The sequence below is a fragment of the Actinoplanes sp. NPDC049668 genome (assembly GCF_044465445.1).
Lineage (GTDB): Bacteria > Actinomycetota > Actinomycetes > Mycobacteriales > Micromonosporaceae > Actinoplanes.
Map to the genome: position 1 here is coordinate 402,748 of NZ_JBITLR010000008.1, position 25,789 is coordinate 428,536.

At 72.0% G+C, this 25,789-nt stretch carries 21 protein-coding genes; 11 read left to right on the forward strand and 10 right to left on the reverse strand.

Annotation, left to right across the window (positions count from 1 at the left end):
* The first annotated feature begins 8 nt into the window (after positions 1-8).
* On the forward strand, positions 9-1,310 hold the full coding sequence (locus ACIBSW_RS32820; RefSeq protein WP_354721025.1) for a DUF4143 domain-containing protein: 1,302 nt from the start codon (positions 9-11) through the stop codon (positions 1,308-1,310).
* Here the strand turns inward: ACIBSW_RS32820 and ACIBSW_RS32825 are convergent.
* The 4 genes from ACIBSW_RS32825 to mca all read right to left on the reverse strand — a co-directional run bounded on the left by ACIBSW_RS32825 (position 1,307) and on the right by mca (position 10,673).
* Positions 1,307-6,574, reverse strand: coding sequence for an SdrD B-like domain-containing protein (locus tag ACIBSW_RS32825; protein WP_354721027.1), 5,268 nt, complete (start codon positions 6,572-6,574; stop codon positions 1,307-1,309). The two genes, ACIBSW_RS32820 and ACIBSW_RS32825, sit on opposite strands and share 4 nt — an antisense overlap.
* A 49-nt stretch (positions 6,575-6,623) precedes the next feature.
* Positions 6,624-9,179: a bifunctional diguanylate cyclase/phosphodiesterase gene (locus tag ACIBSW_RS32830; protein ID WP_354721028.1), complete on the reverse strand. Its 2,556-nt coding sequence runs from the start codon at positions 9,177-9,179 to the stop codon at positions 6,624-6,626.
* Positions 9,180-9,438: 259 nt separating this feature from the next.
* Complete coding sequence (locus ACIBSW_RS32835) at positions 9,439-9,732, reverse strand: hypothetical protein (protein ID WP_354721100.1); 294 nt, start codon at positions 9,730-9,732, stop codon at positions 9,439-9,441.
* An 80-nt stretch (positions 9,733-9,812) separates the two neighbouring features.
* Positions 9,813-10,673 (reverse strand): mycothiol conjugate amidase Mca, encoded by an 861-nt coding sequence (gene mca, locus ACIBSW_RS32840; RefSeq protein ID WP_354721102.1) that lies wholly within the window; start codon positions 10,671-10,673, stop codon positions 9,813-9,815.
* A gap of 132 nt (positions 10,674-10,805) precedes the next feature.
* Between mca and ACIBSW_RS32845 the strand changes: the two genes are divergently transcribed.
* Together ACIBSW_RS32845 and greA are read left to right on the forward strand one after the other, a co-directional pair.
* A complete protein-coding gene (locus ACIBSW_RS32845; RefSeq protein WP_354721030.1) occupies positions 10,806-11,225 on the forward strand; it encodes a DUF4307 domain-containing protein in 420 nt (139 codons plus the stop codon).
* Between the two features lie 115 nt (positions 11,226-11,340).
* Positions 11,341-11,835, forward strand: a complete 495-nt coding sequence (greA, locus tag ACIBSW_RS32850) for a transcription elongation factor GreA (RefSeq protein WP_184997493.1) — start codon at positions 11,341-11,343, stop codon at positions 11,833-11,835.
* Positions 11,836-11,892: 57 nt separating this feature from the next.
* Here the strand turns inward: greA and ilvA are convergent, their stop codons facing one another.
* The 3 genes from ilvA to ACIBSW_RS32865 all read right to left on the reverse strand — a co-directional run bounded on the left by ilvA (position 11,893) and on the right by ACIBSW_RS32865 (position 15,781).
* The gene (gene ilvA / locus ACIBSW_RS32855) at positions 11,893-13,116 is read right to left on the reverse strand and encodes a threonine ammonia-lyase (RefSeq protein WP_354721032.1); all 1,224 of its coding nucleotides are present in this window, start codon (positions 13,114-13,116) and stop codon (positions 11,893-11,895) included.
* A gap of 125 nt (positions 13,117-13,241) precedes the next feature.
* Positions 13,242-14,609 (reverse strand): amidase family protein, encoded by a 1,368-nt coding sequence (locus ACIBSW_RS32860; protein ID WP_354721034.1) that lies wholly within the window; start codon positions 14,607-14,609, stop codon positions 13,242-13,244.
* A 20-nt stretch (positions 14,610-14,629) separates the two neighbouring features.
* Positions 14,630-15,781 carry a cystathionine gamma-synthase gene (locus ACIBSW_RS32865; protein WP_354721035.1) on the reverse strand — a complete coding sequence of 384 codons (1,152 nt, stop codon included), beginning with the start codon at positions 15,779-15,781 and terminating at the stop codon, positions 14,630-14,632.
* A gap of 24 nt (positions 15,782-15,805) precedes the next feature.
* Between ACIBSW_RS32865 and ACIBSW_RS32870 the strand changes: the two genes are divergently transcribed.
* The 6 genes from ACIBSW_RS32870 to ACIBSW_RS32895 all read left to right on the forward strand — a co-directional run bounded on the left by ACIBSW_RS32870 (position 15,806) and on the right by ACIBSW_RS32895 (position 20,983).
* On the forward strand, positions 15,806-16,228 hold the full coding sequence (locus ACIBSW_RS32870; protein ID WP_354721037.1) for an HIT family protein: 423 nt from the start codon (positions 15,806-15,808) through the stop codon (positions 16,226-16,228).
* 76 nt (positions 16,229-16,304) lie between these two features.
* A complete protein-coding gene (locus ACIBSW_RS32875) occupies positions 16,305-16,628 on the forward strand; it encodes a hypothetical protein (protein ID WP_184997498.1) in 324 nt (107 codons plus the stop codon).
* 243 nt (positions 16,629-16,871) lie between these two features.
* On the forward strand, positions 16,872-18,296 hold the full coding sequence (locus ACIBSW_RS32880) for a CYTH and CHAD domain-containing protein (RefSeq protein ID WP_354721039.1): 1,425 nt from the start codon (positions 16,872-16,874) through the stop codon (positions 18,294-18,296).
* The gene (gene ppk2, locus ACIBSW_RS32885; protein WP_404799527.1) at positions 18,296-19,285 is read left to right on the forward strand and encodes a polyphosphate kinase 2; all 990 of its coding nucleotides are present in this window, start codon (positions 18,296-18,298) and stop codon (positions 19,283-19,285) included. The genes ACIBSW_RS32880 and ppk2 overlap by 1 nt, the downstream gene beginning before the upstream one ends.
* A gap of 272 nt (positions 19,286-19,557) precedes the next feature.
* On the forward strand, positions 19,558-20,487 hold the full coding sequence (locus tag ACIBSW_RS32890) for a ribonuclease Z (protein WP_354721041.1): 930 nt from the start codon (positions 19,558-19,560) through the stop codon (positions 20,485-20,487).
* A complete protein-coding gene (locus ACIBSW_RS32895; protein WP_354721043.1) occupies positions 20,459-20,983 on the forward strand; it encodes a GNAT family N-acetyltransferase in 525 nt (174 codons plus the stop codon). Before ACIBSW_RS32890 ends, ACIBSW_RS32895 begins: the two co-directional genes overlap by 29 nt.
* Positions 20,984-21,235: 252 nt before the next feature.
* On the opposite strand, the gene ACIBSW_RS32900 is transcribed toward ACIBSW_RS32895, so the two are convergent.
* A complete protein-coding gene (locus ACIBSW_RS32900; protein ID WP_354721044.1) occupies positions 21,236-21,559 on the reverse strand; it encodes a hypothetical protein in 324 nt (107 codons plus the stop codon).
* 227 nt (positions 21,560-21,786) lie between these two features.
* Between ACIBSW_RS32900 and ACIBSW_RS32905 the strand changes: the two genes are divergently transcribed.
* Positions 21,787-22,674, forward strand: a complete 888-nt coding sequence (locus ACIBSW_RS32905; RefSeq protein WP_354721046.1) for a trypsin-like peptidase domain-containing protein — start codon at positions 21,787-21,789, stop codon at positions 22,672-22,674.
* A 43-nt stretch (positions 22,675-22,717) separates the two neighbouring features.
* Here the strand turns inward: ACIBSW_RS32905 and ACIBSW_RS32910 are convergent, their stop codons facing one another.
* Both ACIBSW_RS32910 and ACIBSW_RS32915 read right to left on the reverse strand, forming a co-directional pair.
* Positions 22,718-24,076 (reverse strand): cystathionine beta-synthase, encoded by a 1,359-nt coding sequence (locus ACIBSW_RS32910; RefSeq protein WP_354721048.1) that lies wholly within the window; start codon positions 24,074-24,076, stop codon positions 22,718-22,720.
* Between the two features lie 48 nt (positions 24,077-24,124).
* A complete protein-coding gene (locus tag ACIBSW_RS32915) occupies positions 24,125-24,481 on the reverse strand; it encodes a YkvA family protein (protein WP_354721049.1) in 357 nt (118 codons plus the stop codon).
* A 187-nt stretch (positions 24,482-24,668) separates the two neighbouring features.
* Here ACIBSW_RS32915 and ACIBSW_RS32920 point away from each other — a divergent pair, with 187 nt between their 5' ends.
* On the forward strand, positions 24,669-25,772 hold the full coding sequence (locus tag ACIBSW_RS32920) for an SGNH/GDSL hydrolase family protein (RefSeq protein WP_354721051.1): 1,104 nt from the start codon (positions 24,669-24,671) through the stop codon (positions 25,770-25,772).
* Positions 25,773-25,789: the final 17 nt, after the last annotated feature.

The window sequence follows — 25,789 nt, forward strand, 5'->3', positions numbered from 1 at the left end:
CGCAGGGTGTGCTAGATCGTCACTGGCGGGAGTCTTCGCTGAACACCTACGTCCCTCGCATCGCCGACACAGAGCTCGCCGAGATCCTGGCGACTCATCCCGCCACGCTCGTCGTCGGCCCGCGCGCCTGCGGAAAGACCACCACGACGCGGCGATTGTGCCGTTCCATCCTGCGGCTGGACGTCCCTGCTCAGGCCGCGGTCGTTCGGGCCGACCCCGACGCCGCACTCCGTGCTCTCGACGAGCCCATTCTCGTCGATGAGTGGCAGCTGGTCCCCGAGGTCCTCGGCGCGGTCAAGCGGGCTGTCGATGACGATCCGCGCCCCGGCCGGTTCGTTCTCACCGGTTCCTCACAGACCGACCTGACCACCGCGGGCTGGCCCGCCACTGGTCGGATCGTCCGGCTGACGATGCACCCGCTCGTAGGTCGAGAGCGACATGGTGATCCGGCCGCGCCATCACTGATCGACCGAATCCTCGCCGACGGCGCCGACGGCTTCAGCGACCCCTCGGCCGAGTGGGACGTGCACCGGTATGTGGCAGAGGCACTCACCAGCGGCTGGCCGGAAGCCCTCCGCGCCCCCACCGAGCGGGCGCGCGACCGTTGGCTGACCAGCTATGTCGATCATCTGGTCACCAGAGAGGCCGCAGCGCTCGGCATCTCCCGAGATCCGGTCTTGATGCGTAGATATCTGCAAGCACTTGCCGCCAACACCGCCGGCGTGCCGAACCACAAACTGCTCTACGACGCCGCCGGAATCACCCGACACAGCGCGGTCGGCTACGACGACCTCCTCGACACACTCATGATCACGCAACGCGTGCCCGCCTGGGCCGGCAACCGCATGGATCGCGCAGTGCGGCTACCGAAGCGGTACCTCACCGACCCAGGCCTGCTCGGCCCGCTGCTCCGCATCGACCAGCGCCGCGTTCTGCGCGATGGCGACCTCCTCGGGCGCGTCCTGGACACCCTCGTCGCCGCCCAATTGCGAGCCGAGTGTGCTGCCAGCGTTGTTGGCGCTGAGCTGTTCCACTATCGCGATGCGAACGGCCGGCACGAGGTCGACCTGCTCATCGAAGCCAGAGACGGCCAAATGATCGCTGTCGAAGTCAAAGCCACCGCCGCCCCCTCAGCCGCCGACGCTCGGCACCTGGAATGGTTCGCCGAACGCATCGGTTCAACCTTCGCGGCCGGTGTCGTCCTGCACACCGGCCCTCGCGTCTTCCAGCTGGCCGAACGGGTGGTCGCCGTACCAATCGCCAGCTTGTGGGCACAACAAGTGACCGTGACGCCGATGAGCCAGGCCTAACCCTGGCGCCGGCGCGGCCGGCCCGCAGCGGCCCGCAGCGCGAACCCGACGGTGAGCAGTCCGACGGCCAGCCAGCCGATCCCGGTGACCGCGACACCGGTGACGGGGAGCGAGCTGGCTCCCCCGCCGTTCCCGGCGACCGGCGCGGCGGCAACGGTCACCAGTTCCCTGTCGAGGTTGTCGGCCGGCCGGGTGTCGAGGGTGGTCGACCGCGCGGTGGCGGTCACGGCATGCACGCCCGCGCTGGCGGCCTCCACGGCGATGCCGACCGTGACCGCCGAGCCGGTCGCCATCCGGCTGGACCGGATGGTGATCCGCTGGCCGCTGTCCGTGATGATCCAGCCGGCCGGAGGCGTGACCTGACCGTTCCGGTGTAGTCCGGCGGGCAGGGTGATGGTGAACACCGGGGCCTCGGCGTCGTCCGGCCCGGCGTCGGCGATGGTGACCGCGAGCGAGCCTTCCGTACCGGGCACCACCGGCGCGGAGTGCGTGTCGACGAGCACCGAGACGTCTGCGATCGGGCCGACCGACAGCGACGTACGGGCCGCGTTGTTGACTCCTACCGGGTCGTCCGTCGCGGACCCGACGGTGGCGGTGATGGCGTAAGCGCCGGCCAGGGCATGGTCGAAGGGAATGCCGAACGAGACGGTACGACCGACCACCATGGGCGAGGCCGCCGCGAATGTCACCGTGCTACCGGCGACCGTGACGGTCCAGCCGGGCGGCGCCACCCGGGGTGCACTCCAGTGGATCTTCGCGGGCAGGGTGGCCGTGGCCCGTGGCGTGGCGGCGGCGCTGGGCCCGTTGTTGGCCACCACGACGGTGTACTCGCCCGAACCGCCGGTGCGCACCGGCTTCGGCTTGGTGAGCGTGACCGCCATGTCGGCCGTCGGCCGGGGCAGGGCAGGGTCGGGTTCCCCGGGATTGCCGAATTCGGGATCTACGACGACGGGATTCACGACGACATCGGATCCCGGCCGAACGGTCACCGGACCGGTGGCGGTGTTGTTGGCGTTCACCGGGTCCGCCGTCGTCGCCGTGACGCCGGCGCTCACGACCGCTTGCGGCGCGGTCGGGGCGACACCGCGCACGGCGAGGGTGAAGACCACGGCCGGGCCGACCGACACCTCCCCGGTGCTGGTGAAGGTGACCAGCTGGGCGTTGACCGCGGCGGTCCAGCCCGGCGGCGGCTGTGGCGGCTCGGCGAGCGCGAGTCCGGCCGGCAGGAAGACGGTCACGACCGCGCCTTCGGCCGGATCGACGCCCAGGTTGGTGAGTCCGACCGACAGCGATCCGGATCCGCCCCGCAGCCGCGGGGCGTTCGCCGTGTCGACCGTGACCGCGAGGTCGGCCCGGGCGGCGACCGGCAGCCGCAGCTGGTACTCGTTGTTGGCCGGGATCCGGTCGTAGGTCGCGGAGGCCACGACGGCCCGCACGTACCACGGGCCGGTGACCATCGCCTTGGCCGGGATGTCGATGGACTCGGACTCGGCGCGCCGCAGGCCGTGGTCGGAGGTGAGGGTCACGGTCTGTACGTCGCCGTCCGCGGGACCGACGGCAACGGTCCACCCGGCGGGTGCCACGATGGCCGCGCCCGGCGCGACCCGTAATCCGGCGGGCAGGGTGACGGTCATGGTCGGGGCGGCCGCGGTGGACGGACCGTTGTTGATGACGGTCGCCGTGACGGTGCCGACGTCCCCGGTGACCGCGATGACGTCGTCGGTGCTGAGCGTGATCTCGACGTCGGCGGCCGGCGTGACGGTCGAGGTCGCCGAAGCCCTGTTGTCAGCGGTGTCGATCTCGTAGGTGTCGGTCGTGGCCACGGCCGAGAACGTGTGGTCCCCCTCGACGGTGGCGACACCCACCGCGGTGAACGTGACGGCCCCGCCCGCGGCCAGGTCGCTGGTGGCCACCGCGGTGAACGTTGCCCCCGGGCCACGGGTGATGGTCCAACCGGGTGTGGCGAGGACGTTCACCGGCGAGACGCTCGCCGGCACGGTGAACTCGACGGCGACGCCGGCCGCCGGGATGACCGCGGTGTTGGTGAGGGTGAAGAGGCCGGACACCGGATCGCCGACGCGGCCGGAGGAGCCGGACGCCGTGACTCTCAGGTCCGTCGGCGGGGCGAGTCCGAAGTCCTGGACTTTCTTGCCGCCCATGATCAGCGTGAACTCCGGCGGTTGGGCACCTCCGGGTGTGCTGACCGCGGGACCGGGACCCGGCACGCGCAGGGAGTAGATGCCGGCGCCGACAGCGAATCCGTAGTAGCCGACCGGGTCGGTGCCGACGCTCTCCAGCACCGCACCCGTGCTGCTGAGCAGTTCGACGGTGACCCCGCCCGCGGGGCTCTCACCCGCGTCACGGACGCCGTCGTTGTCGGCGTCGTGGAAAACGTGCCCGCTGATCCGGACGTTCTGGAAAATGATCACCGTCGTGCTGGAGCTGTTGTCGGCCAGATCGGGGTCGTACCCGGCCTGCGTGAGCTCCGCGCCGATGAGGAGGTTGGCCGCCTTGCTCGGCACGCCGGTCAGGTTGACCGTTGTGGTGCCGACCGGGTGGTCGCCGGAGTAGGCGCAGACGATCTGGTCACCCGCCGGCGGCTGGCAGATCCACCCCGCGCCGGACGCGACAGGTTCGGTCAGTTCCGGCGGCACCGTGAGGGTCAGGGTGGTGCCCGGTGACGTCGTCGGGCCGGCGTTCGTCACGATGACCGGCACGGTGAGCAGTTCGCCTGGATGGTGCTGCCCGCCGACCGCCGGGACGCTCACGGACAGCCCGGACTCCACGACGACCGTGCCCACCTTCACCGGGCTCACGGTGAACGGCCCGCCGATGCCGTCGGCGCGGCTGATCGATGCGCTCACGGAGTTGTACGCGGTGTCGGTGGCGGCCAGGCCCGACGGGACGTGCATCGGCCAGGTCGCGCCGAGCCTCGCACCGGGCGCGATCCCGACACCGGGGTCGGTGGTGAACCGCAGCGCGGTGACCGCGCCGAGGTCGTTCGCCGTCGCGTCCCAGTCGTCGACGCAGCCGGCGCTGATGCCCAGCTCCGGCCGGCACGGGTTGGCCGAGGTGGAGTAGGCCACGGTCAGGCCGTCCTGGACGGTGGGCAGCGCGGTCAGGTCGAGCCGGAACGTGCTGCCCCGGCCGTCATCCGGACGCGGCAGCACGTCGTAGGCCACTCCGTCGGTGAGCGCGACCGTGCCGGTGTTGACCAGGTCGAGGGAGTACGACGTGGCCTGGTCCGGGCGCGAGTGACCGACCTGCGGGTACCTCATGTAGGTGGTGTCCAGCGATCCCCGCACACCCTTGACCGCGGCGACCGCGCCGAGCGAGGCGATCGTGATGGGGGTGCTCACCTTCACCACGTTCTCGCCGGTGTTCTTGTTGTCGTTGATGTCGTCGACGTCCGGGGCGTTGAACTCGGCGCCCCACGGCCGGTTCTGGTCCCACAGGTAGGTGTCGATCGACTTCGGACCGAACGCGGTACCGGGCTGGACGGTGACGGTCAGCCGCTTGCACTCGCTGACGCCGATTCCCAGCGTCTCGCCCTGCGCATAGGTGAAGGTCACCCGCTGCCGGCCGGTGCCGTTCCAGTCGTCGGTGACCGTGACCGTCGGCACGTTCAGGGTCCGGCTCTTGGTGCATTCGTTCCGCATGGATCCGTCGACATAGGTGACGCCGGGCGGCAGCACGATCGCGTTGGCCGGCAGGACCGCCATGGTCGAGTCCGGTGAGGCCCGGTTGGTGTTGGTCAGGTCGAGGTCGAGCCGGTCGCCCGGCTGCAGCGGCGGCGGCGACCCGACGACCTTGAGGCCGAGGACGAGGTTCGGGACCGCGGACAGGATGCCCTCGGTGAAGCAGGGCCGGCCCACGATGGTCAGCCCGGACAGCACCATGCTGCCGTCGGTGCAGTCGGTGATCTTTCCACCGACCGGCAGCCCGGTCGTGGTGCCGTAGGCCGTCATGAAGACCGTCGTGCCCCCGGCGACGCTCGCCCAGGTGAGACGGACCCGGGTGACCTTGTCACCGGCGCCCAGGTTCAGGCTCGTGGCCGGGAACGGTGGCAGCGGCGCGGCGCGCCAGGACGGGTCGGTTCTGGTCTGGTACTCGACCTTGGTGGGCGCAGGCCCGCCGGTGACCCGGGTGAGGTCGAAGTCCTCCGGCATGGGGTCGTCGAGCACGACGTTGGTCGCCGCCCCGGTGGACTTGTTCTGCGCGCTGCTCTGGAAGCCGTACTCCGACGTGGTGTCGCCGCTGGCCGCGTCGAGTCTCGCCCGGCCGCTGTGCGTCTTGCTGAACGTGCCGAGCGGCGACGCGCTCAGCTTGCCGGCCGCGGTCGCGGTGAGCACGGTCGTGTCCGTGCCGCCGAAGGCGACGGCCTCGAACCGCGCCGGAGCGGACCAGGTCTGCCCGACGGCGAAGGCCCCGGTCGGGAACGCGATCTGCGGCGTCTTCTTGTACGCGGAGGTGCGGCAGGTGGTGGTGCCCTCCACTCCGGCCCAGGTGAGGGTGAACCCGCTGGCGGCGGTGCCGCTGACGGTCGCGCCGTCCGCGTTCCACACGGTGGCGCCCTTCGGCAGGGTGAGGGTCAGGGTGCCCGGTTGCAGCGCCACCGTGCCGCTGAGAATCGGGTCGGTGTCGATGCAGGGGCTCAGGGTGATCAGCGTGGCGGCGTCGAGATAGGTGACGGCGCTGGACACGCTCGGGGTCACGCTGAGGATCGTCTTGATCGCGGCGATGGCGGTGATCGGATCGGTGTCCGTGACCGTCGCCGCGTTGTCCGCCGACAACTTCGCGGTCGGCGTGATCACCTCGTCCGCGCCGGTGTACAGGTTGGGGATCTGCGCGTTGAACTGCACCTCGCCCGACGCGCCTGCCGTGATCGGTCCGGTGAAGGGCCAGGTGATCGTGCGGGTGGCGGCGCTGTACCCGCCGGTGCCGACGAACGCGCCCGCGCTGATTCCGGTCGGGGCGTTCAGCGTTGTCGGGATCGTCACCGTCAGCGCCGGGCCGGCGCAGTCGACGGTCGCCGATGAGCAGGAGTACCGGACGAGATAGGTCGTGGTCGTGCCGGCGGGCACGCTCGCCGCGCCCTGGTGCACCAGGTCGACCGCGAGCGTCGCTCCGGCTCGGCCCAGTGCCGGCCGCTCGGCGCGTGCCGGGTCGGCGGGAGCGCACACGCCGAGCGCCGCCGCGGCGGCTACCGCGACCGCCGGAACAAGGCACCTGCGGACGCCGTCCGCGACAAAGGCACGAATCACACCTGGTTACGTTAGTCACGACATAAGTCCGAAATGCGACAATAGCCGATCAGGAAGCCCCATCGGCGCGCAGCGGGACGATGTTCGACGGGGCGGCCTGGGTCAGCTGGTGCAGCATGCCGACGATCTTGTCCGCCGGCAACGGCCGGCTGAAGTGGTAGCCCTGCGCCGAGATGCAGCCCAGCGCCAGCAGGGCCGCACGCTGGTCGCTGGTCTCCACGCCCTCGGCCACGACCCGGGCGCCCAGCCGGGCACCCAGCTCGACCGCGCCGCGGACCACGGCGGCGGCCGCGGGCGAGTCGATCATGCCGGTCACGAAGGAGCGGTCCACCTTCAGCTCGTCGACGGTCACCCGGGTCACGAAGGAGAGCGACGAGAAGCCGGTGCCGAAGTCGTCGACCGAGATCTGTACGCCCAGGTTGCGCAGCGCGGCGATCACCTCGTCCACGATCTCGTGTTCGCTGACCGCCACCGACTCGGTGATCTCGAGGACCAGCTGGCCGGGGCCCATGCCGCGGCGGCGCAGCGCGTCCGCGACCTGTGCCGGGAAGCTCGCGTCCAGCAGGCTGCGCGCCGAGATGTTGACCGAGACCGGGATGTCCAGGCCCTGTCCGGTCCACTCCGCGGCCGCGGCCAGCGCGTGGTCCAGCACGTAGCGGGTGAACGGGCCGAGCAGCTCGCCGTGCTCGGCGGTGTCGATGAAGTCGTTGGGGCTCAGCGTCCCCCGGCGCGGATGTCGCCAGCGGACCAGCGCCTCGACGCCGGTCGGCGCGCCCGTGGCCAGGTCGACCTCGGGCTGCAGCACGAGCAGGAGCTGGTCGTCCGCGGCCAGCGCGTCGTGCAGCTCGGCGGTCAGCGCCAGGTGGTCGGTGCTGCTGGCGTCGCGGGCGCTGTCGTACGCGGCCACGCCGACCTTCAGCTCCTTGGCCTGGTCCAGGGCGATGCCGGCGCGCCGGATCAGCTCGGCCAGGTCCGCGCAGCCCGCCTGGGCCACGGCCACGCCGACCGCGACCTCGGTCACCAGCCGGACGCCGCCGACCTCCATCGGCTGGCCGAGCAGGTCGACCACCTCGCTCGCCCGGCGCACGGCCTGCGGCATCGGGTTGGGCATCTCGTGCAGCGGCGTCGCCGAGTCGGCGAGCATGGCGACGGTCGGCAGCAGGATCGCGAACTCGTCGTCGCCGAGGCGCGCCACCAGCTCGTGCTCGCGGGCCAGGTCGGCGAGGCGCTCGGCGACCGTGCACAGCATGGCGTCGCCGGCCTGGTGGCCGAGGGTGCCGTTGACCTCGCGGAACTCGTTGAGGTCGAGCAGCAGCAGGGCCACCTGCCGGTCGCGGTGGAGCGACTGCAGCATCGCGTCGCCGTCCGCGATCAGCGCGGATCTGTTCGCGAGGCCGGTCAGCGGGTCGTGCACGCCGTCGTGGGCCACCTTGGCCTCCAGCCGGGCCAGCCGCTCGTGCGCGGCGGCGTCGTGCAGCGCGCCGGCGAGCGCGTCGCCGTACGCGGAGACGACCAGCTCGTCGCGCGAAACGGGCAGGGTCGGCTCGGCGAGCCACACGGTCAGCTCGCCGACCGGTGCGCCGCCGACGGTCATCGCCTGGGTGATCACCGGTCCCGGCAGTGCGCCCGGCGTCTGTTCCTGCGGTGCGCCGTCGGCCGCGTACCGCCGGGGGCTGGCGCCGCGCGGCTGGAGCACCTCGATCTCCACCCGGCGGGCGCCGAAGACGTCCAGGGCGCCCCGCAGCCCCGCCGCGGCGACGGCGCGCTCGTTCGCGCCGCCGAGCGTGCGGGTGGCGCGGGCGAACGCCTCCCAGATCCGGCGCTCCTCCTCGGCGCGCAGGTGGTAGCGGTAGGTGCGCTGGAGCAGCCAGAGCGCGGGCGGCAGGGCGAGCAGCCAGACCGGCTCGTTGACCAGGGCGAAGAGCGTCAGGAGACCGACCAGCACGTTGCCGACGAACATCGGCAGCTTGGCGTGCAGGGCACGGACGGCGAGCTGCGGCGGCGAGGCGTCGCGGTGCAGCGAGAGGCTCAGCACGGCCAGGCCGAGGGTGATCACGAGGTAGACGACCGAGCCGGCGATGAGCGCGGCCTGCGCCCGGGCGCTCTCGAGCGGCGCCGTCGGCCCGGCGATCGCGTAGGTGACCGCGGTGGCCCCGGCGGCGCCGAGGCTCACCGACGCCGCGAGGTGCGCGAGGTCGGCGAGGATCCGCTGGTCGTTGAGCCAGGTGATGAGCAGCCAGGCGCCGGCCGCGCCGAGCAGGGTCGCGGCGGGCAGCCAGCCGGGCGGTGCGAGGGCGAAGCCGAGGATGAACGCGGTCTCGCCCCAGGTGATGCTGACGGCGCCCCGGCCGATCCGGGCGCGGAGCCGCGCCAGCTGAGCGGCGGCGACCAGCAGGACGGCGACGCCGACCCCGCCGGCAGGCGACAGGGACACGATCGTGGGCCGCGGCAGGGGGATCATCACGCCGAGCACCGAGGCGGCGACGGCCGCGGCGACGATGATCCGGGTAAGGACCCGACCGGCCTTGGGTCGAGACACCGGGCCGGCCTTGCCGGGGGGTCGCTCGCGCCGCTGCGCGGGCACGGGAGCGGGCTGCCCGGTCATGCCAGCCCCCCGCTGACCAGCGGCACTGGCGAATGCACGTGCATCTGCAGTGGAGGAAGTTCGGGGCGGAGGATGGTCACCGTCAGCCCCCTTTCCGCGCAGGGTTGAGGGACATCAAAGCCCCCCGGCGGAAGGCTAAGCCAATCCGGCAGAACGCAACAGGGCTTGACGCAAGAGCACTGTCGATGCTCCATCCGGGACGGCCCGGCGGCCGCGGCCAGACTTGGCTCTTGACAAAGTGGAATTCGGCGCGCTGTAACTAAGCGTGCTCAGCCGGGCCGCCGCTCGCGCGCGGCGAATCGCCCGGTTCAGCGGCCTTGACCTCGGCTTCCTCCGGCACATTCTCCACATCAGAGGCAGCCGGACCCCGGTCGGCGTCGCGCGGGGCGGCGTCGGGGGCTTCAAGATCCGCCTCGAGCCGGGTGATCTCGGCCGCACGCCGGGCGGCGGCCGGATCCGGGAAACTGTCGGGAAGCCGACGCAGACGCTTGTTCATGCTGCGGATCAGCAGCACCGTGCCGATGGCCATCAGCACGATGATGAACAGGCCCATCGGGCCGGCCAGGCCGCCTGATCGGGTATCACCGAAGTTGTTGACCGCCACCACGAAGTTCACACCGTTCACGTTACGCCCTACCGCGCCTCGACCGGCTCCCGGATGCCCGCGAACAGGTCGGACTCCGGTATCGGGCTGTCGACCAGCGAGCGGGCCAGCTCGAAGTCCTCGGTCGGCCACACCTTCTGCTGCAGGTCCATCGGCACGTGGAACCAGAAGCCGTCCGGATCGACCTGGGTCGCGTGTGCGCGCAGGGCATCGTCGCGCACCTCGAAGTACTCGCCGCACTCGACCCTGGTGGTGATCTTGTCACCGCGGTCCTGGCGGTCCTCCCACTTGTCCAGCCACTCCGCGTACGGCGACTCGAGGCCGGCCGCGAGCATGGCCTCGTGCAGCGCCATCATCCGCGCCCGGCTCCAGCCCGCGTTGTAGTAGAGCTTCAGCGGCTGCCACGGCTCGCCCAGCTCGGGGTGCCGCTCGGGGTCGCCGGCCGCGTCGAAGGCCACCGCGGAGATGTTGTGGCACATGATGTGGTCGGGGTGCGGGTAGCCGCCGTTCTCGTCGTAGGTCGTCATGACGTGCGGCTTGAACTCGCGGATGAGCTTGATCAGCGGGATCGCGCCCTCGGCCGGGTCGACCAGGCCGAAGCAGCCCTCGGGCAGCGGCGGCAACGGGTCGCCCTCGGGCAGGCCCGAGTCGACGAAGCCCAGCCAGGCCTGTTCGACACCGAGGATCTCGCGCGCCCGGTCCATCTCGGCGCGGCGGATGTTGGTGATGTCGGCGAGCACCTCGGGCCGGTCCATCTTCGGGTTGAGCACGCTGCCGCGTTCCCCGCCCGTACACGTAACGACCAGCACCTCGACGCCCTCGGCGATGTAGCGGGCCATGGCGGCCGCGCCCTTGCTGGACTCGTCATCGGGGTGCGCGTGCACCGCCATGAGACGCAACTGCTCAGCCACTGCTGTCTCCCTCGACCGGGCCTCGTAGAGGACCCCCGGTGCCGGCTGCGAAGATGGACCTGGCCATTCTGGCCGATCGCACCGACAACTTTCGCAGGAGAGGGCCCTCTGGTGAGCGAGACGCGCGCCACAACCCCGGTATTCCCGCCGGGCCGCTACGGGCGGCGCCGCGACGGGCGCCGCCGGTTGTTCGCGCCCATCGCACTCACCCTGGTCGCCGCGATCGCTGTCGGATTCCTCGCCGTCCGCCTCTACGGGCGGTTCGGCGATCCGGACTACGACGCCCAGATCGTCGGCTGGTCCGACGTGACCGACTCCCGGATCACCGTCGAGTTCACCGTCCGGGTACCGGCCGGCGGGTCGGCGACCTGCGGCCTGCGTGCGCGCAGCTACGACGGCGCCGAGGTGGGCCGCGCCACGGTGACGGTCAGCGCCGAGGGTTCGGCGCGGGTCATCGAGGCGGCCGAGACCGTGCCGACCACCGCCCGGGCCGCCGTCGGCGAGGTCCTGCGCTGCGCGGCCGCGCGCTGAGCGACCACCCGTTCGGCGGAACGTGGGCAAGTTTCGCCTCTCCGGCCACCCTGCGCACCGCTGGTAAGCTAAGTGATTCGCTCCGTACGCCTGTTCGCCCCAAGGAGAAGAGTCTGTGAGCAGTTCAGAGGCGTCGAAGACCTGGCTCTCCCAGGACGCTTACGACCGGCTGCAGGCCGAGCTCGACGAGTTGATCGCAGCCCGGCCGGCCGTCGCCGCCGAGATCAACGCCCGCCGTGAGGAGGGCGATCTCCGGGAGAACGGCGGATACCACGCCGCCCGCGAGGAGCAGGGCAAGCAGGAAGGCCGGATCCTCTACCTGAAGGAGTTCCTGCGCAAGGCCGAGGTCGGCGACGCGCCCAGCGCCGACGCCGTCGCGCCCGGGACCGTCGTCACGATCTACTTCGACGACGACAAGACCGACACGGAGACGTTCCTGCTCGGTTCCCGCGAGATCGCCGCCACCACCGACTACACGGTGTACAGCCCCGAGTCGGCCCTCGGCAAGGCGATCCTCGGCGCCGGGCCCGGCCAGACCGTCACCTACACCGCGCCGAGCGGCGCCGACATCAAGGTCACGGTGGTGGAATTCGCCCCGTTCGGGGCCTGACCGGCACAAACAACGATCCCCGGGCCGCGCGGCGGTCCGGGGATCATGTTTTGGGAATCAGGGCGTACCGGACAGCAGGGTGACCGTGTAGCCCGAGCCGCGCAGGGCGCCGATCAGCGCCGCCGAGTGGTCCGGGCCGCGGGTCTCCACCGACAGCTGCACCTCGACCTCGCCGAAGCTGAGCCGGGGGTTCTGCCGCGAGTGCGCGACGTCGACGATGTTGGCCCGCTGCTCGGCGATCTCCGCGAGCAGCCGGGCCAGCTCGCCGGGCTGGTCGCCGGTGCGCACCGAGAGCCGCAGGAAGCGGCCGGCCGAGACCAGGCCGTGCTCGATCACCCGGAGCAGCAGCATCGGGTCGATGTTGCCGCCCGACAGGATCGCCACGATCGGCGGCCGCAACTCGACCTTGCCGGTGAGCAGGGCGGCGACCGACGCGCCGCCGGCCGGCTCGACCACCATCTTGTGCCGCTCCAGCAGCACCAGCAGGGCGGCCGACAGGTCCTCGTCGGTGACCGTGACCACGTCGTCGACGAGCTTGCTGACGTGCGCGAAGTTCAGCACGCCCGGGCGCATGACCGCGATGCCGTCGGCGATCGTGGCGGACCGCTCGAGCGTCTGCGGCTCCCCCGCCGCCAGTGAGGGCGGATAGGCGGCGGCGCCCGCGGACTGCACGCCGATGATCCGGATGTCCGGCCGCAGCGCCCGGGCCGCGACCGCGACCCCGGAGATCAGCCCGCCGCCGCCGACCGCGGTCACGATCGTGCCGACGTCGGGGCACTGCTCGAGGATCTCCAGCCCGACGGTGCCCTGCCCGGCGATGACGTCCGGGTGGTCGAACGGGTGGATCAGGACCGCCCCGGTCGCCGCGGCGAACTCCCGGGCCGCGGTCAGCGCGTCGTCGACGGTGGTGCCGGCGTACTCGATCGAGGCGCCGTAGCCCTTGGTGGCCGAGACCTTCGGCAGCGGAGCGCCCTCGGGCATGAAGACCGTGGACTTCGCGCCCAGAATGCCCGCCGCGAGGGCCACACCCTGCGCGTGGTTGCCCGCGCTGGCGGCGACCACGCCCCGGGCGCGCTCGGCGTCGGTCAGCCGGGAGATCCGGGTGTACGCGCCGCGCACCTTGTAGGAGCCCGCACGCTGCTGGTTCTCGCACTTGAGCCAGACCGGCACGCCGAGGCTGGTGCTCAGCGGCATGGAGTACTCGAGCGGGGTCGTCTTCACGATCCCGGCGAGCAGGTCCCGGGCGGCCTCGATGTCGGCCAGCTCCAACAGTTCGTTCACGCCTGCGCTCCTGGCCCTTGCTTCGCTGCGGTGCAGTCGCTCATGCTGTGCCATCTTCGGCATGCGCTCCTGGCCCTTGCTTCGCTGCGGTGCAGTCGCTCATGCCCTCGATCGTGCCACTACCGTCAGACGAAGGCGTGACGAGGCCAGGGGTTCGCCACCTCGAACTGTCCGGCGATCGCGAGCAGCAGCAGCTCCGAGTCCGGCGGGCCGACCAGCTGCACGCCGACCGGCAGCCCGTCCGGGCGCAGGCCGACCGGGACCACGATCGCGGGCAGGCCGGCGATGTTCCAGGGCGCGGCGTACGGCGCGTACCGCATGTTGACCCGCATGTTGCGCTGCCAGCTGCCGGTGCTGTGCCCGTCCGCGGGCGGCGGCGTCGCCGCCAGCGCGGGGGTGAGCAGCACGTCGACGTTGTGGTCGGCGAAGAACCGGATGCTCTGCTCGCGCCAGGCGTCGCGGGGCCCCTGCCGCGCCCAGTCCCGCCTCTCCATGAGCCCGCCCAGGCGGATGTGCCGCCGGGTGCGCGGCTGCAACGTCTTGGTGTCGACCCCGGACGCCTGCGCCTCGCGGTATGCGCAGGCGAACCACGTGGCCAGGCCGCTCAGGCCGGTGCCGGTCGAGTAGGCCGGATCCGCGGTGACCGTGTCGTGCCCGGCGGCGACGAGCAGCTTCGCCGCGGTGGCGACGGCGTCGCGGTTGGGCCCGTCCGGGCGTACCCCGGAAACCGGCGAGCGCAGCGAGACGCCGACCCGCAGCCGGTTCGGCTGAACGAGCTTCGCCGGGGCCCGGCCGGCCATCACGCCGAAGCCGAGCGCGGCGTCGGACACGGTGGTGGCCAGGATGCCGTTCTCGACCAGGCCGAGCCAGCCGTCGACGCCGAGGTCGCAGGGCACGACGCCGCGGCCGGGCTTGAGCCCGACCAGGCCGCAGCAGGCCGCCGGGATGCGCACCGAGCCGAGGCCGTCGTTGCCGTGCGCGATGGGCACCAGGCCGGCGGCGACGGCCGCGGCCGAGCCGCCCGACGAGCCGCCGGGCGTGCGGTCCAGCGACCAGGGGTTGCGGGTCGGGCCGTCCGGGCCGTCGGTGGTCGCCCAGAGGCCCATCTCGGGCATCCGGGTGACCCCGACGACCACCGCTCCGGCGCCGCGCAGCCGGCGCACCACCTCGTGGTCGTCCTCGGCGACGGCCGTGCGGGCCGCCGCCGAGCCGTGCCAGGTCGGCAGGCCCGCGACCGGCGTGTTCTCCTTCACCGCGACCGGCACCCCGGCGAGCGGCAGGTTCGCCAGGTCCTCCTGGTCGTCCACCTTCTCGGCCTCGGCGATCGCCTCGCCGGCGCGCACCACCCGGAACGCGCTGAGCGCGGGATCGGAGATCGCGATCTGCTCCAGGTGATCGGCGACGACCTGGGTCGCGGTCGTGTCACCGCGCCGGACCGCGCGCGAGATCTGCTTCGCCGTGGCACCCACCCAGGTGGTCGCCAGGTTTTCCATGGCCCGCTCCGTCTGTAGACCTAGCCGAGCGCCTGCTCCAGATCCGCGAGCAGATCGTCAACGGTTTCGATGCCGACAGACAGTCGCACGAGATCGGCGGGTACTTCAAGCGGGGAACCGGCTGTTGACAGGTGTGTCATCTGTCCCGGGTGCTCGATCAGCGACTCGACGCCGCCGAGCGACTCGGCGAGCACGAAGAGCTTTGTCCGGTTGCAGATGTTGATCGCCTGCTCAGGGCCGCCGGCCGCGCGGAACGAGATCATGCCGCCGAAGCGCGACATCTGCTTCGCGGCGGTCTCGTGTCCGGGATGCGACTCGAGCCCGGGGTAGAGGATCTGGCCGACCGAGCGGTGGTCGCGCAGGTACCCGACGATGCGCTCGGCGTTGTCGCAGTGCCGGTCCATCCGTACGCCGAGGGTCTTGATGCCGCGCAGCGTCAGCCAGGCGTCGAACGGGCCGTTGATCGCGCCCATCGCGTTCTGGTGGAAGGCCAGCTCGTCGCCGAGGCCGTCGTCGGCCGCGATCAGCGCGCCGCCGACCACGTCGGAGTGCCCGCCGAGGTACTTGGTCGTCGAGTGGATGACGACGTCGGCGCCGAGGCCGATCGGCTGCTGCAGGTATGGCGAGGCGAACGTGTTGTCGACCGCCAGCAGCGCGTCGTACTCGTGCGCGAGCCCGGCGAGCGCGGCGACGTCGGCGATGTTCAGCAGCGGGTTGGTCGGGGTCTCGGCCCAGATCAGCCGCGTGTGCCCGGGCCGGAACGCGGCGCGTACCGCGTCCAGGTCGCCGAGCGGCACAGCGGTCCAGTCGATGCCCCACTTCTCGGCGACCTTGGCGAAGAGCCGGTAGGTGCCGCCGTAGGCGTCGTCCGGGATCACCACGTGGTCGCCGGGCCGGCACACGGTACGCAGCAGCGTGTCCTCGGCCGCGAGACCGCTGGCGAAGGCGAGGCCGCGCCGGCCGCCCTCGATCGCGGCGAGGCACTCCTGCAGGGCGTCGCGGGTCGGGTTGCCCGAGCGGCTGTACTCGTAGCCGAGCCGGGGCGCGCCGACGGCGTCCTGCGCGTAGGTGCTGGTCTGGTAGATCGGGGGCACGACGGCCCCGGTCCGTGGGTCGGGATCCTGCCCCGCGTGGATGGCAAGGGTGTCGAAGCCGTACGTGTTACCCGTCATGAATCGCAAGGCTAGTCTGCCCTGATGCCCGGCTGCCTCTTCTGCCCGATCGTGGCGGACACGGTTCCCGCGTTCAAGGTCGTCGACTCACCGGACGGCGTCGGCTTCCTCGACATCCGCCCGGTCTTCAAGGGCCATGTGCTGGTGGTGCCGCGCACGCACGTCTCACAGCTCACCGAACTACCGGCCGAGCTGCTGCCCGGCTTCTTCGCCCTGGTGCAGCGGGTGGCGGCGGCGGTGCCGGCGGCGCTCGGCGCGCAGGGCACGTTCGTGGCGATGAACAACGTGGTGTCGCAGTCGGTGCCGCACCTGCACGCGCACGTCGTGCCCCGGACCAAGGGCGACGGCCTGCGTGGCTTCTTCTGGCCCCGGCACAGGTACGACTCCGACGAGGAGGCCCGGTCGTACGCCGACCGGATAGCGGCCTCGTCCTTCTTGCGGGTGTAAAAGATCGACAGGCTCCGACGCCGCTCACACACTGAACAAGAGGACAAATCAGGAGGGTCGGCAGGGGAGGTACACCGTGCCCAGGTTCAACAACGAGGACGAACGCGCCGCCTGGACTCTTGCCGAGGCCCTCATCGAGACGGCCCGGGCGATGATGAAGCAGGCCGAGAGCGCGCTCGAGACGTTCCGGCAGGGCAAGGAGCTGTACAGCCAGCGCTGCGCCCGGCGCGGCATCAGCGCCTCGGACGCGGAGATCCGCTGGTCGGAGACCGCCAACGCGAAGAACGCCCTGACCGACAACAGCTTCCACGTCACGCTCGCGACGATGTACTACGGCGCCGCGGCCGCGCACTACTCGCGGGCGCAGTACCTCCGCAGCCGCGACGAGGCGGCGGTCTGACGCCGCGGACGAAGAAAGAGCGCCACCCCGGACCGGGGCGGCGGTCGGGGCGGCGCTCTCGTCAGGCCTGAGGGACCCGGCGCTCGCACGGGGGACGAGCGCCGGACCCCAGAGGGGCCTGGCTCCAGTGTGCGGTCGTTGCCTGGGAAACCGCTGGATCGAAGCCCAGAATGACCTGGGAATCCCGGGCCGTTTCGCCGCAGAGATAGCTCAGCCACCACCACACCAGGCATATTGAAAGGTATGCAGACGGCGACCGAAACCGAACGCAAATACGACGTCCCCGCCGGTTTCACGTTGCCGCCGCTCGACGGCGCCGCCGGGGTCCTCCGGCGCGGCGCGGCGGACACCCACGAACTCGACGCGACCTACTTCGACACCGAGGATCTGCGGCTGGCACACCACCGTCGCACCCTGCGCCGGCGCACCGGCGGCGAGGACGCCGGCTGGCACCTCAAGACCCCGGGAGACGGCGCGAGCCGCACCGAGTACCGGCTGCCGCTGACCGACGGCGACGACGTGCCGGCCGAGCTGATCGCGGAGGTCCGCACCATCGTGCGGACCCGGCCGCTGCGGCCCGTCGCCCGGCTGCGCACGCATCGGGTGGAGACGTCGCTGCGCGACGCCGACGACCGCACCCTGGCGCTCATCGCGCAGGACGACGTCCGCGCGGACACCGACGACGGCGAGCAGCGCTGGCAGGAGCTCGAGGTGGAGCTGGTCGACGGCGGCCCGGAGGTGCTCGACGCCCTAGAAGCTCTGCTGTGCGCCGCCGGCGCCACCCCGGCGGCCGGCCCGTCGAAGCTGGCCCGCGCGCTCGGCGACCGCCTCGCGGCACCCGGCAGGACGGACAAGAAGATCAACCCCGTGCTCCGGTACGCCCGGGAGCAGCGCGAGGCCGTCGAGAACGAGGACGCCGGGGTACGCGCGGGCGCGGCCGAGTCCGTGCACAAGATGCGGGTGGCGACCCGCCGCCTGCGCAGCACGCTGAAGACGTTCAAGGGCTCGTTCGACCCCGAGCGCGCGACGGCGCTCAAGGCCGAGCTGAAGTGGCTCGCCGACCGCCTCGGCGCCGTCCGCGACGGCCAGGTGCTCAGCCACAAGCTGCTGGCCATGGCGGGCGAGTTCCCGGAGGTCGCGGCGGGCATCCGCGAGCGCCTCGAGGCCGATGTGGCGCGCGGCAAGGAGGAGCTGGTCGCGGCCCTGGACAGCGACCGCTACCTGGCCCTGCTCGACGCGATGGACGAGCTCGTCGACGACCCGGCGCCGGACGACGAGGACGCGCCGCGCCGCGCCGGCAAGGCGCTGCGCAAGGCCGACCGGCTGCTCGACGAGGCCACCGCCGACGGGGTCGACGCCGAGCTGCACGAGGCCCGCAAGGCATACAAGCAGGCCCGGTACGGCGTCGAGGTCTACGCCGGGGATGCCGGCAAGCCGGGCAGGCGCCTGGTCAAGGCGCTGACCGGGCTCCAGGACGTGCTGGGCGGGCACCAGGACTCGGTGGTCGCCCGGGAGGTGCTGCGCGACGTGGCCCGGACCGCGCCGGACGCGTTCGGCTACGGCGTCCTCTACGGCCGGCAGGAGCAGGTCGGCGAGGCGACCCTGCGCGAGCTACCGGCCGCGATCAAGGCCTCCCGCCGCGGGAAGGTGCGTGCCTGGCTGCGCTGATGGGTAAGGCAGAGCCCATGCAGGCCGAGGAGCAACAGCAGCCGAACGGGCACCAGTGGGACGCCGAGCAGGTCACCAGGCCCTACCAGGGCCCGATCGCCGAACTGGCCGGCTTCCGGGTCGCCGACGACGATGACGACGACCCGGTGCTGCTCAACTCCGACGGCAGCCCGGTCGACACCTGGCGCGAGGACTACCCGTACGAGGCCCGGATGGCCCGGGCCGAATACGACCATGACAAGCGCCTGCTGCAGATCGAACTGCTCAAGCTGCAGAAGTGGTGCAAGCGCACCGGCGAGCGGATGGTGTTCCTCTTCGAGGGCCGCGACGCCGCCGGCAAGGGCGGCACGATCAAGCGCTTCATGGAACACCTGAACCCGCGCGGCGCGTCCGTGGTGGCGCTGGGCAAGCCCAGCGAGCGCGAGAGCAACCAGTGGTACTTCCAGCGCTACATCAAGCACCTGCCGGCGGCCGGGGAGATCGTGCTCTTCGATCGCTCCTGGTACAACCGGGCCGGGGTCGAGCGGGTCATGGGCTTCTGCACCCGCGTCGAGTACCTGGAGTTCATGCGCCAGGCACCGGACCTCGAGCGGATGCTGGTGCGCTCGGGCATCAACCTGATCAAGTTCTGGTTCTCGGTGTCGCAGGGCGAGCAGCGCACCCGATTCGCGATCCGCCAGGTCGACCCGGTGCGGCAGTGGAAGCTATCGGCGATGGACCTCGAGTCGCTGGACAAGTGGGGCGACTACACCGAGGCCAAGGAGGCGATGTTCTTCTACACCGACACCGCCGACGCACCGTGGACCGTGGTGAAGAGCAACGACAAGAAGCGGGCCCGGCTGGAGGCGATCCGGTTCGTACTCGACCGCTTCGACTACGACGACAAGGACACCGACGTCATCGGCACCCCGGACCCGCAGATCGTGGGGCCCGCCTCGCTGGCGGTGGAGGGAACCGAGATGTCCCCACGGGTATTCCCCCGTCTCTAGTGACCATTAAAGCGTTGTACCGCCGGCGCCGGAGTGGTTAACGTGGCCGTACACGTGAAGGGAGGTGGTCCGAAGTTGTATAGCAACGGGACTCGTGAGGTGGCTGTCCGCTAGCCGCTGTCCTTGACAGCTTCGTACGAGCGTCGAGACCGTGTGGCAGCGGTGCGGCGAATTTCAGGTAGCCACCCGACCCCCGGGGATCCGGCCCAGTCCGACCGGACCGCGCTGCGCGCGGAAATCCCCGGGGGTCGCTTCATGCCCGAGGGGTGATCATGCGCGAGCTCGTCGTCCTCGGCACCGCCAGCCAGGTGCCGACCCGGCACCGGAACCACAACGGCTACCTGCTGCGCTGGGACGACGAGGTCATCCTCTTCGACCCCGGCGAGGGCACCCAGCGCCAGATGCTGCTGGCCGGGCTGGCCGTCACCCCGCTGCGCCGGGTGTGCATCACCCATTTCCACGGCGACCACTCGCTCGGCCTGCCCGGGATCATCCAGCGGATCTCGCTCGACAAGGTCCGGCACCCGGTACCCGTGCACTTCCCGGCCGGCGGCCGGGAGTACTTCGACCGGCTGCGGCACGCCACGAGCTTCTACGACGTCGCCGACGTCCGGCCGGCCCCGGTCTCCGGCGACTTCCGCGCGGAGACCTCCGCGGGCCTGCTCACGGCCCTGCCGCTGCGCCACTCGATCGAGACCTACGGCTACCGCCTGGCCGAGCCGGACGGCCGCCGCATGGTCCCGTCGCTGCTCGCCGCGCACGGCATCGCCGGCCCGGCGATCAGCGAGCTGCAGCGCACCGGCTCCGCCGGCCGGGTGACCCTCGACCAGGTCAGCGTGCCCCGGCCGGGCCAGCGCTTCGCCTTCGTGATGGACACCGGCATGTGCGACAACGTGTTCCGGCTGGCCGAGGGGGCGGACCTGCTGGTCATCGAGTCCACCTTCCTGGCGGAGGACACCGCGATGGCCGCGCAGGTCGGCCACCTGACCGCGGGCCAGGCCGCGTCGGTGGCCCGGCAGTCGGGCGTACGCACGCTGGTACTCACCCACTTCTCCCAGCGGTACGCCGACAGCGCGCGCTATCTCGACGAGGCCCGGGCGGAGTTCGACGGCGACATCGTGCTCGCCGAGGACCTGCTGCGGGTGCCGGTGCCGCCGCGGCTAGGTTCGAACAATGAGCGTGCGCCTTCGTCCCGCGGCTGACGGCGACATGCCCGCCATCGGCGCCCTGCATTTCCACTCGCGGGCGACCGCGTACGCCGACATCCTCTCCCCCGCGGCGCTGGCGTACGGCTCGCCCGAGGCGCTGGGCGAGTGGTGGGCCGAGCGGTGGAAGTGGGAGCGGGAGACGCACCGGTTGACGGTCGCGGTCGACGGCGTGACGCTGGCGGGCTTCACCTACCTGGGCCCGAGCGAGGAGGACGGCGTCGGCATGCTGTCGGCGATCCACGCCGACCCGGCCTACGTCGGCACCGGCGTCGGGCTGCTGCTGATGCGCGACGCGCTGCCCGCGCTCGCCCTGATCGGCGACCGGGCGGTGCTCTGGGTGCTCGCCGCCAACGCCCGCGCCCGGCGCTTCTACGAGCGCGGCGGCTGGGTCGCCGACGGTGTCACGCGCACCGAGGAGATGGGCGGCGAGCCGGTGCCGCAGGTCCGCTACGGCCGGCGGGTCGCCGGGGTGGCGGGCGGGAGTGCATGACCGAGTGAATGCGGGGGAACCTGTGGTCACGCACTCCCGCCAACCGCGCCCGCCCGAACCGGATTTGGCGCCTGGCCGGAGGCGCCGACCGGCGGAGGCGTGCCGGTCGAAACGGTTCTTGGGCGGGTCCGGGCGCGGGACGCCGGTGTGCTGGCGGGGCACAGCGACATCACCGCGGTCGAACGTCGGCCGATCCGATGGTTCGGTTTCTTGCCGGGGGACGGTCAAGCTACCGGCTGACGTTCATGGTCTTCAGTCGAAACAGCCTCGATTAAGTTCGTCGGTCTTGGGGTTTTCGCGGCGGATTCGGTTGTCCTCCAGCCCGAGGCGGACTCCCGGTATGCCGCGGATGCTGTTCAGGTCGTGGCGCAGCGTCCAGGCCTCCCGCCACGGGCGGCGGGCGGCGGTTTCGGCGCGCTCGGCGACGCGGCGGGGCGCGCAGGGCCATCGCCATCCACACCAGACACAGTTGCCGTCATGACCGGCCTCGGCGTGCCGGCCCAGCATCCGCTGCGCTTCGTCCCAGAGCAGGCGGTCCACGATGTCGGCCGGTACAGCCTGGTCGGCGATGACCATTCAATCCACCCTCCCGTCTGGTCAGCTCTGTCGCTACACATACAACCCCCGCACGCCCACCGCCGGTCGGACTGTCTGTGCGACCTTCGCAACTATCTGTGACGGTCTCTTTTCGCCGTGGGCGGACGCCGCACGGGCATCGATGGCGACGGCCCGGCGTTCTGCCGAGCATGGATACCGAACACACGGGTGTCGAAGCCGAGGCACTCGATGCCTACAGCCGTGTCGTGACCGGCGTCGCCGCCAACCTCCTGCCGTCCGTCGCCGCCCTGTCGGTCCGCACCCCACGGGGTAACGGCGCCGGCTCGGCGGTCACCTTCACCGACGACGGATTCCTGCTCACCAACGCCCACGTGGTCGCCGGCGCGGGCGGCGGCACCGCCGACTTCGCCGACGGCACCGAGACCCGGTTCGACGTGGTCGGCGTCGACGCGCTCTCGGACCTCGCCGTCGTCCGGGTGCACAGCCCGGGCGCGCCCTCCGCGCCGCTGGGCGACGCCGACGGCCTGCGCATCGGCCAGCTGGTCGTGGCGGTGGGCAACCCTATGGGCCTGGCCGGGTCCGTCACCGCCGGCGTCGTCTCCGGGCTGGGCCGGTCGCTGCCGGCCCGCGACGGCCGCCGGGTCCGCATCATCGACAACGTCATCCAGACCGACGCGGCACTGAACCCGGGCAACTCGGGCGGCGCGCTGGCCGACTTCACCGGCGCCGTCGTCGGCGTCAACACCGCGGTCGCGGGCTACGGCCTCGGCCTGGCCGTGCCGATCAACAGGACCACCCGGCACATCATCGGCGAGCTGGTCGCCTCGGGCCGGGTACGCCGGGCATGGCTCGGCGTCGCCGGGGTGCCCGTGCCGCTGCCGCCGCCGGTCGCCGGGCGGTTGGGCCAGAAGCTGGGCCTGCGGGTGGTCGAGGTGGTGCCGGGCAGCCCGGCCGGCACGGCGGGCATCTACCTCGGCGACATCCTGGTCACCGCGGGCGGCGAGCCGGTGCAGTCCGTGCAGGCCCTGCAGCGCCTGATGCTGGGCCCGACGATCGGCGCCGACCTGCCCGTCACCGTCCTGCGCAAGAACGCCTTCGTCGACGTGGTGACGGTGCCGACCGAGCTCGCATAGCGCCGGCCCGCTCGCGGTGCGAGCGGGCCGGTCAGCTTCGGGCTCAGGACAGGTGCGCCAGCAGGTCCTGCCGGGTGAGTACGCCGGCCGGCTTGCCGTCGACGAGCACCATCGCCGCGTCCGCCTTCTCCAGCAGCGCGACCGCCGCGCTCACCGGCTGGCCGCCGCCGATCATCGGCAGCGGGTCGCCCATGTGCCGCTCGATCGTGTCGTGCAGGTGCGCCGCGCCGGTGAACAGCGCGTCCAGCAGCGCCTTCTCCGCGATCGAGCCGGCCACCTCGCCCGTGACGACGGGCGGCTCGGCCTTGAGCACCGGCAGCTGGCTGACGCCGTACTCGCGCATGTAGTCGATCGCGTCGCGGACCGTCTCGGTCGGGTGCACGTGGATCAGCGGCGGCATCGCGCCGCTCTTCGCGCCCAGCGCGTCCGCCACCGTGGCCTCGCCGTCGCCGGTGGCCAGGAAGCCGTAGCGGGCCATCCAGGTGTCGTTGAAGATCTTCGACAGGTAGCCGCGGCCGCCGTCGGGCAGCAGCACGACGATCACGTCGTCCGGGTCGGCCTTGCGGGCCACCTCGAGGGCCGCGACCACGGCCATGCCGCAGCTGCCGCCGACCAGCAGGCCCTCCTCGCGGGCCAGCCGGCGGGTCATCTCGAAGGAGTCCGAGTCGGACACCTCGATGACCTCGTCGCAGATGCCCCGGTCGTAGGTCTCGGGCCAGAAGTCCTCGCCGACGCCCTCGACCAGGTACGGCCGGCCGGTACCGCCGGAGTAGACGGAGCCCTCGGGGTCGGCGCCGACGACCCGCACCTCGCCCTGCTCCTTGAGGTAGCGGCCGACGCCGCTGATCGTGCCGCCGGTGCCGACGCCCGCGACGAAGTGGGTGATCCGGCCCTCGGTCTGCTTCCACAGCTCGGGGCCCGTCTCCTCGTAGTGCGAGCGCGGGTTCGCCGGGTTGCTGTACTGGTCCGGCTTCCAGGCGCCGGGAATGTCCCGGGCCAGCCGGTCCGAGACGTTGTAGTACGAGCGCGGGTCCTCGGGCGCCACCGCGGTCGGGCACACCACGACCTCCGCGCCGTACGCCCGCAGCACGTTCTGCTTGTCCTCGCTGACCTTGTCAGGGCAGACGAACACGCACCTGTACCCGCGCAGCTGCGCGACCAGCGCCAGCCCGACCCCGGTGTTGCCGCTGGTCGGCTCGACGATCGTGCCGCCCTCGCGGAGCAGCCCCGCCTTCTCGGCGTCCTCGATCATGCGCAGCGCGATGCGGTCCTTCACGGATCCGCCCGGGTTCATGTATTCGACCTTGGCAAGGACTGTCGCCGCTATGCCTTCGGTGACGTTGCGCAGCCGAACCAGGGGGGTGTCCCCGATGATGTCGACGACATTGTCGTAGTACCGCACGTCGCTGTGCCCTTCTGGGTGCTGACCTGTACCGCGTCAGCCTACGGCTCAGTCGACCACCGATCCGGGCAGGACCGCATCACGCTGTTTCTCCCACTCGAGGAAGCGCCCGGTCTCGGCGAGCACCGCGCCCGCCAGCCACGTGATCATGATGGCGTCGTCGCCCAGCCCGAAGACGAACAGCGCCGCCTCGGGGATCACGTCGATCGGCGAGGCGATGTACGCCGTCGCGGCGGCCATCATCGCCACCCGCATGCCGCCGTCGTACTGGCCCTTGGCGGTGGCCTTCAACATCCGGGGCAACGCGGCCAGCCGCTTGCCGATCGACGGCCCGCCGCGCGCCCCGGAGGTGAGGGCCTTCGCCAGCGCCGTGAAGGCGGCGGTACGGTGCAGCTTCCTGGCCATGTCGTCCCCTTTCGCTAGTACCAGCATGACGACTACCCGCCAGACATACCCGCTCGGCGGGGAGTTCAGACTGTTGTCGCATGTGCGCGTTAACCTCGAAGGCCCCACCATCGCCGGCGGCCGGGCCTTCATAGACGGCTGACGGGCAGTTCCCCACCGAGCGAGAGCGAGGGACAGCGTGGCTCAGGTGCGCAGTTGGACGGAGGCGGACCGGCGGCGACTCCGGCGGGCCGGCCGGATCGCGGGCGCTGTCACCGGCGCCGCGGCGGGCCTCACCCTCCTGTCGGCCGGCGTGCTGCTGCGGCAGGCGGCCGGCGTCCGCAAGGTCATTCCGATGGCCGAGGCTCCCCCGCCGCGCGGCGACGGGCTGTACGGCCCCAAGTTCCCCGGACGCCCGCTGAGCATGGTCGTCCTCGGCGACTCCTCCGCGGCCGGCTACGGCGTGCACCGGCCGCGGGAGACGCCCGGCGCGCTGCTGGCCACCGGCGTCTCCCGGCGGCTGCGCCGGCCGGTCCGGCTGCACCGGCTCGCCGTGGTCGGCTCGATGTCGTCCGGCCTGCCTTACCAGGTGGACGCCGCCCTGGAACACCAGCCGGAGATCGCCGTCATCCTGGTCGGCGGCAACGACGTCACCCACTTCTCGGCCCGCACGGCCGCCGTCCGTCACCTCAGCGACACCGTCCGCCGGCTGCGCGCCGTCGGCTGCCGGGTGGTCGTCGGCACCTGCCCCGACATCGGCGCGATCCAGCCGATCAAGCCGCCGCTGCGCTGGCTGGCCCGCCGGTGGAGCCGGCAGCTGGCGGCCGCGCAGACCGTCGCGGTGGTCGAGGCCGGCGGCCGGACGGTGTCGATCGGCGACCTGCTCGGCCCTGCGTTCGAGGCCGACCCGGGCCGGATGTTCGGCTCGGACCGCTTCCACCCCTCGGTCGAGGGGTACGCCCGGGCGGCCGCGGTCATGATGCCGACCCTGATGGCGACCCTCGGCGAGGACGACCGGGCCCCGGCCGCCGGCCCCGACGGCGTGCGCAGCCTGCCGCAGGCGGCACACGAGGCGGTCCGCGCGGCGGGCACCGAGGTCAGCGCGGTGAAGGTCGACGGCAGCGAGCGCGGTCCCGCCGGCCGCTGGGCACTGCTGCGCCGGCACCCCTGGTTCGGCGAGCCCCGGCTGCGCTTCGGCCACCGCGCGACCCGGCCGGAGCCGGAGCAGGGGCGTGTTGTCAGCGCGTCCGGCCGGTCGGCCGCGAGCGCCGTAGGGTGGACACCTGAGGATCATCCAGCAGCCGTCGACTGACGGGTCTACTGCGGCAG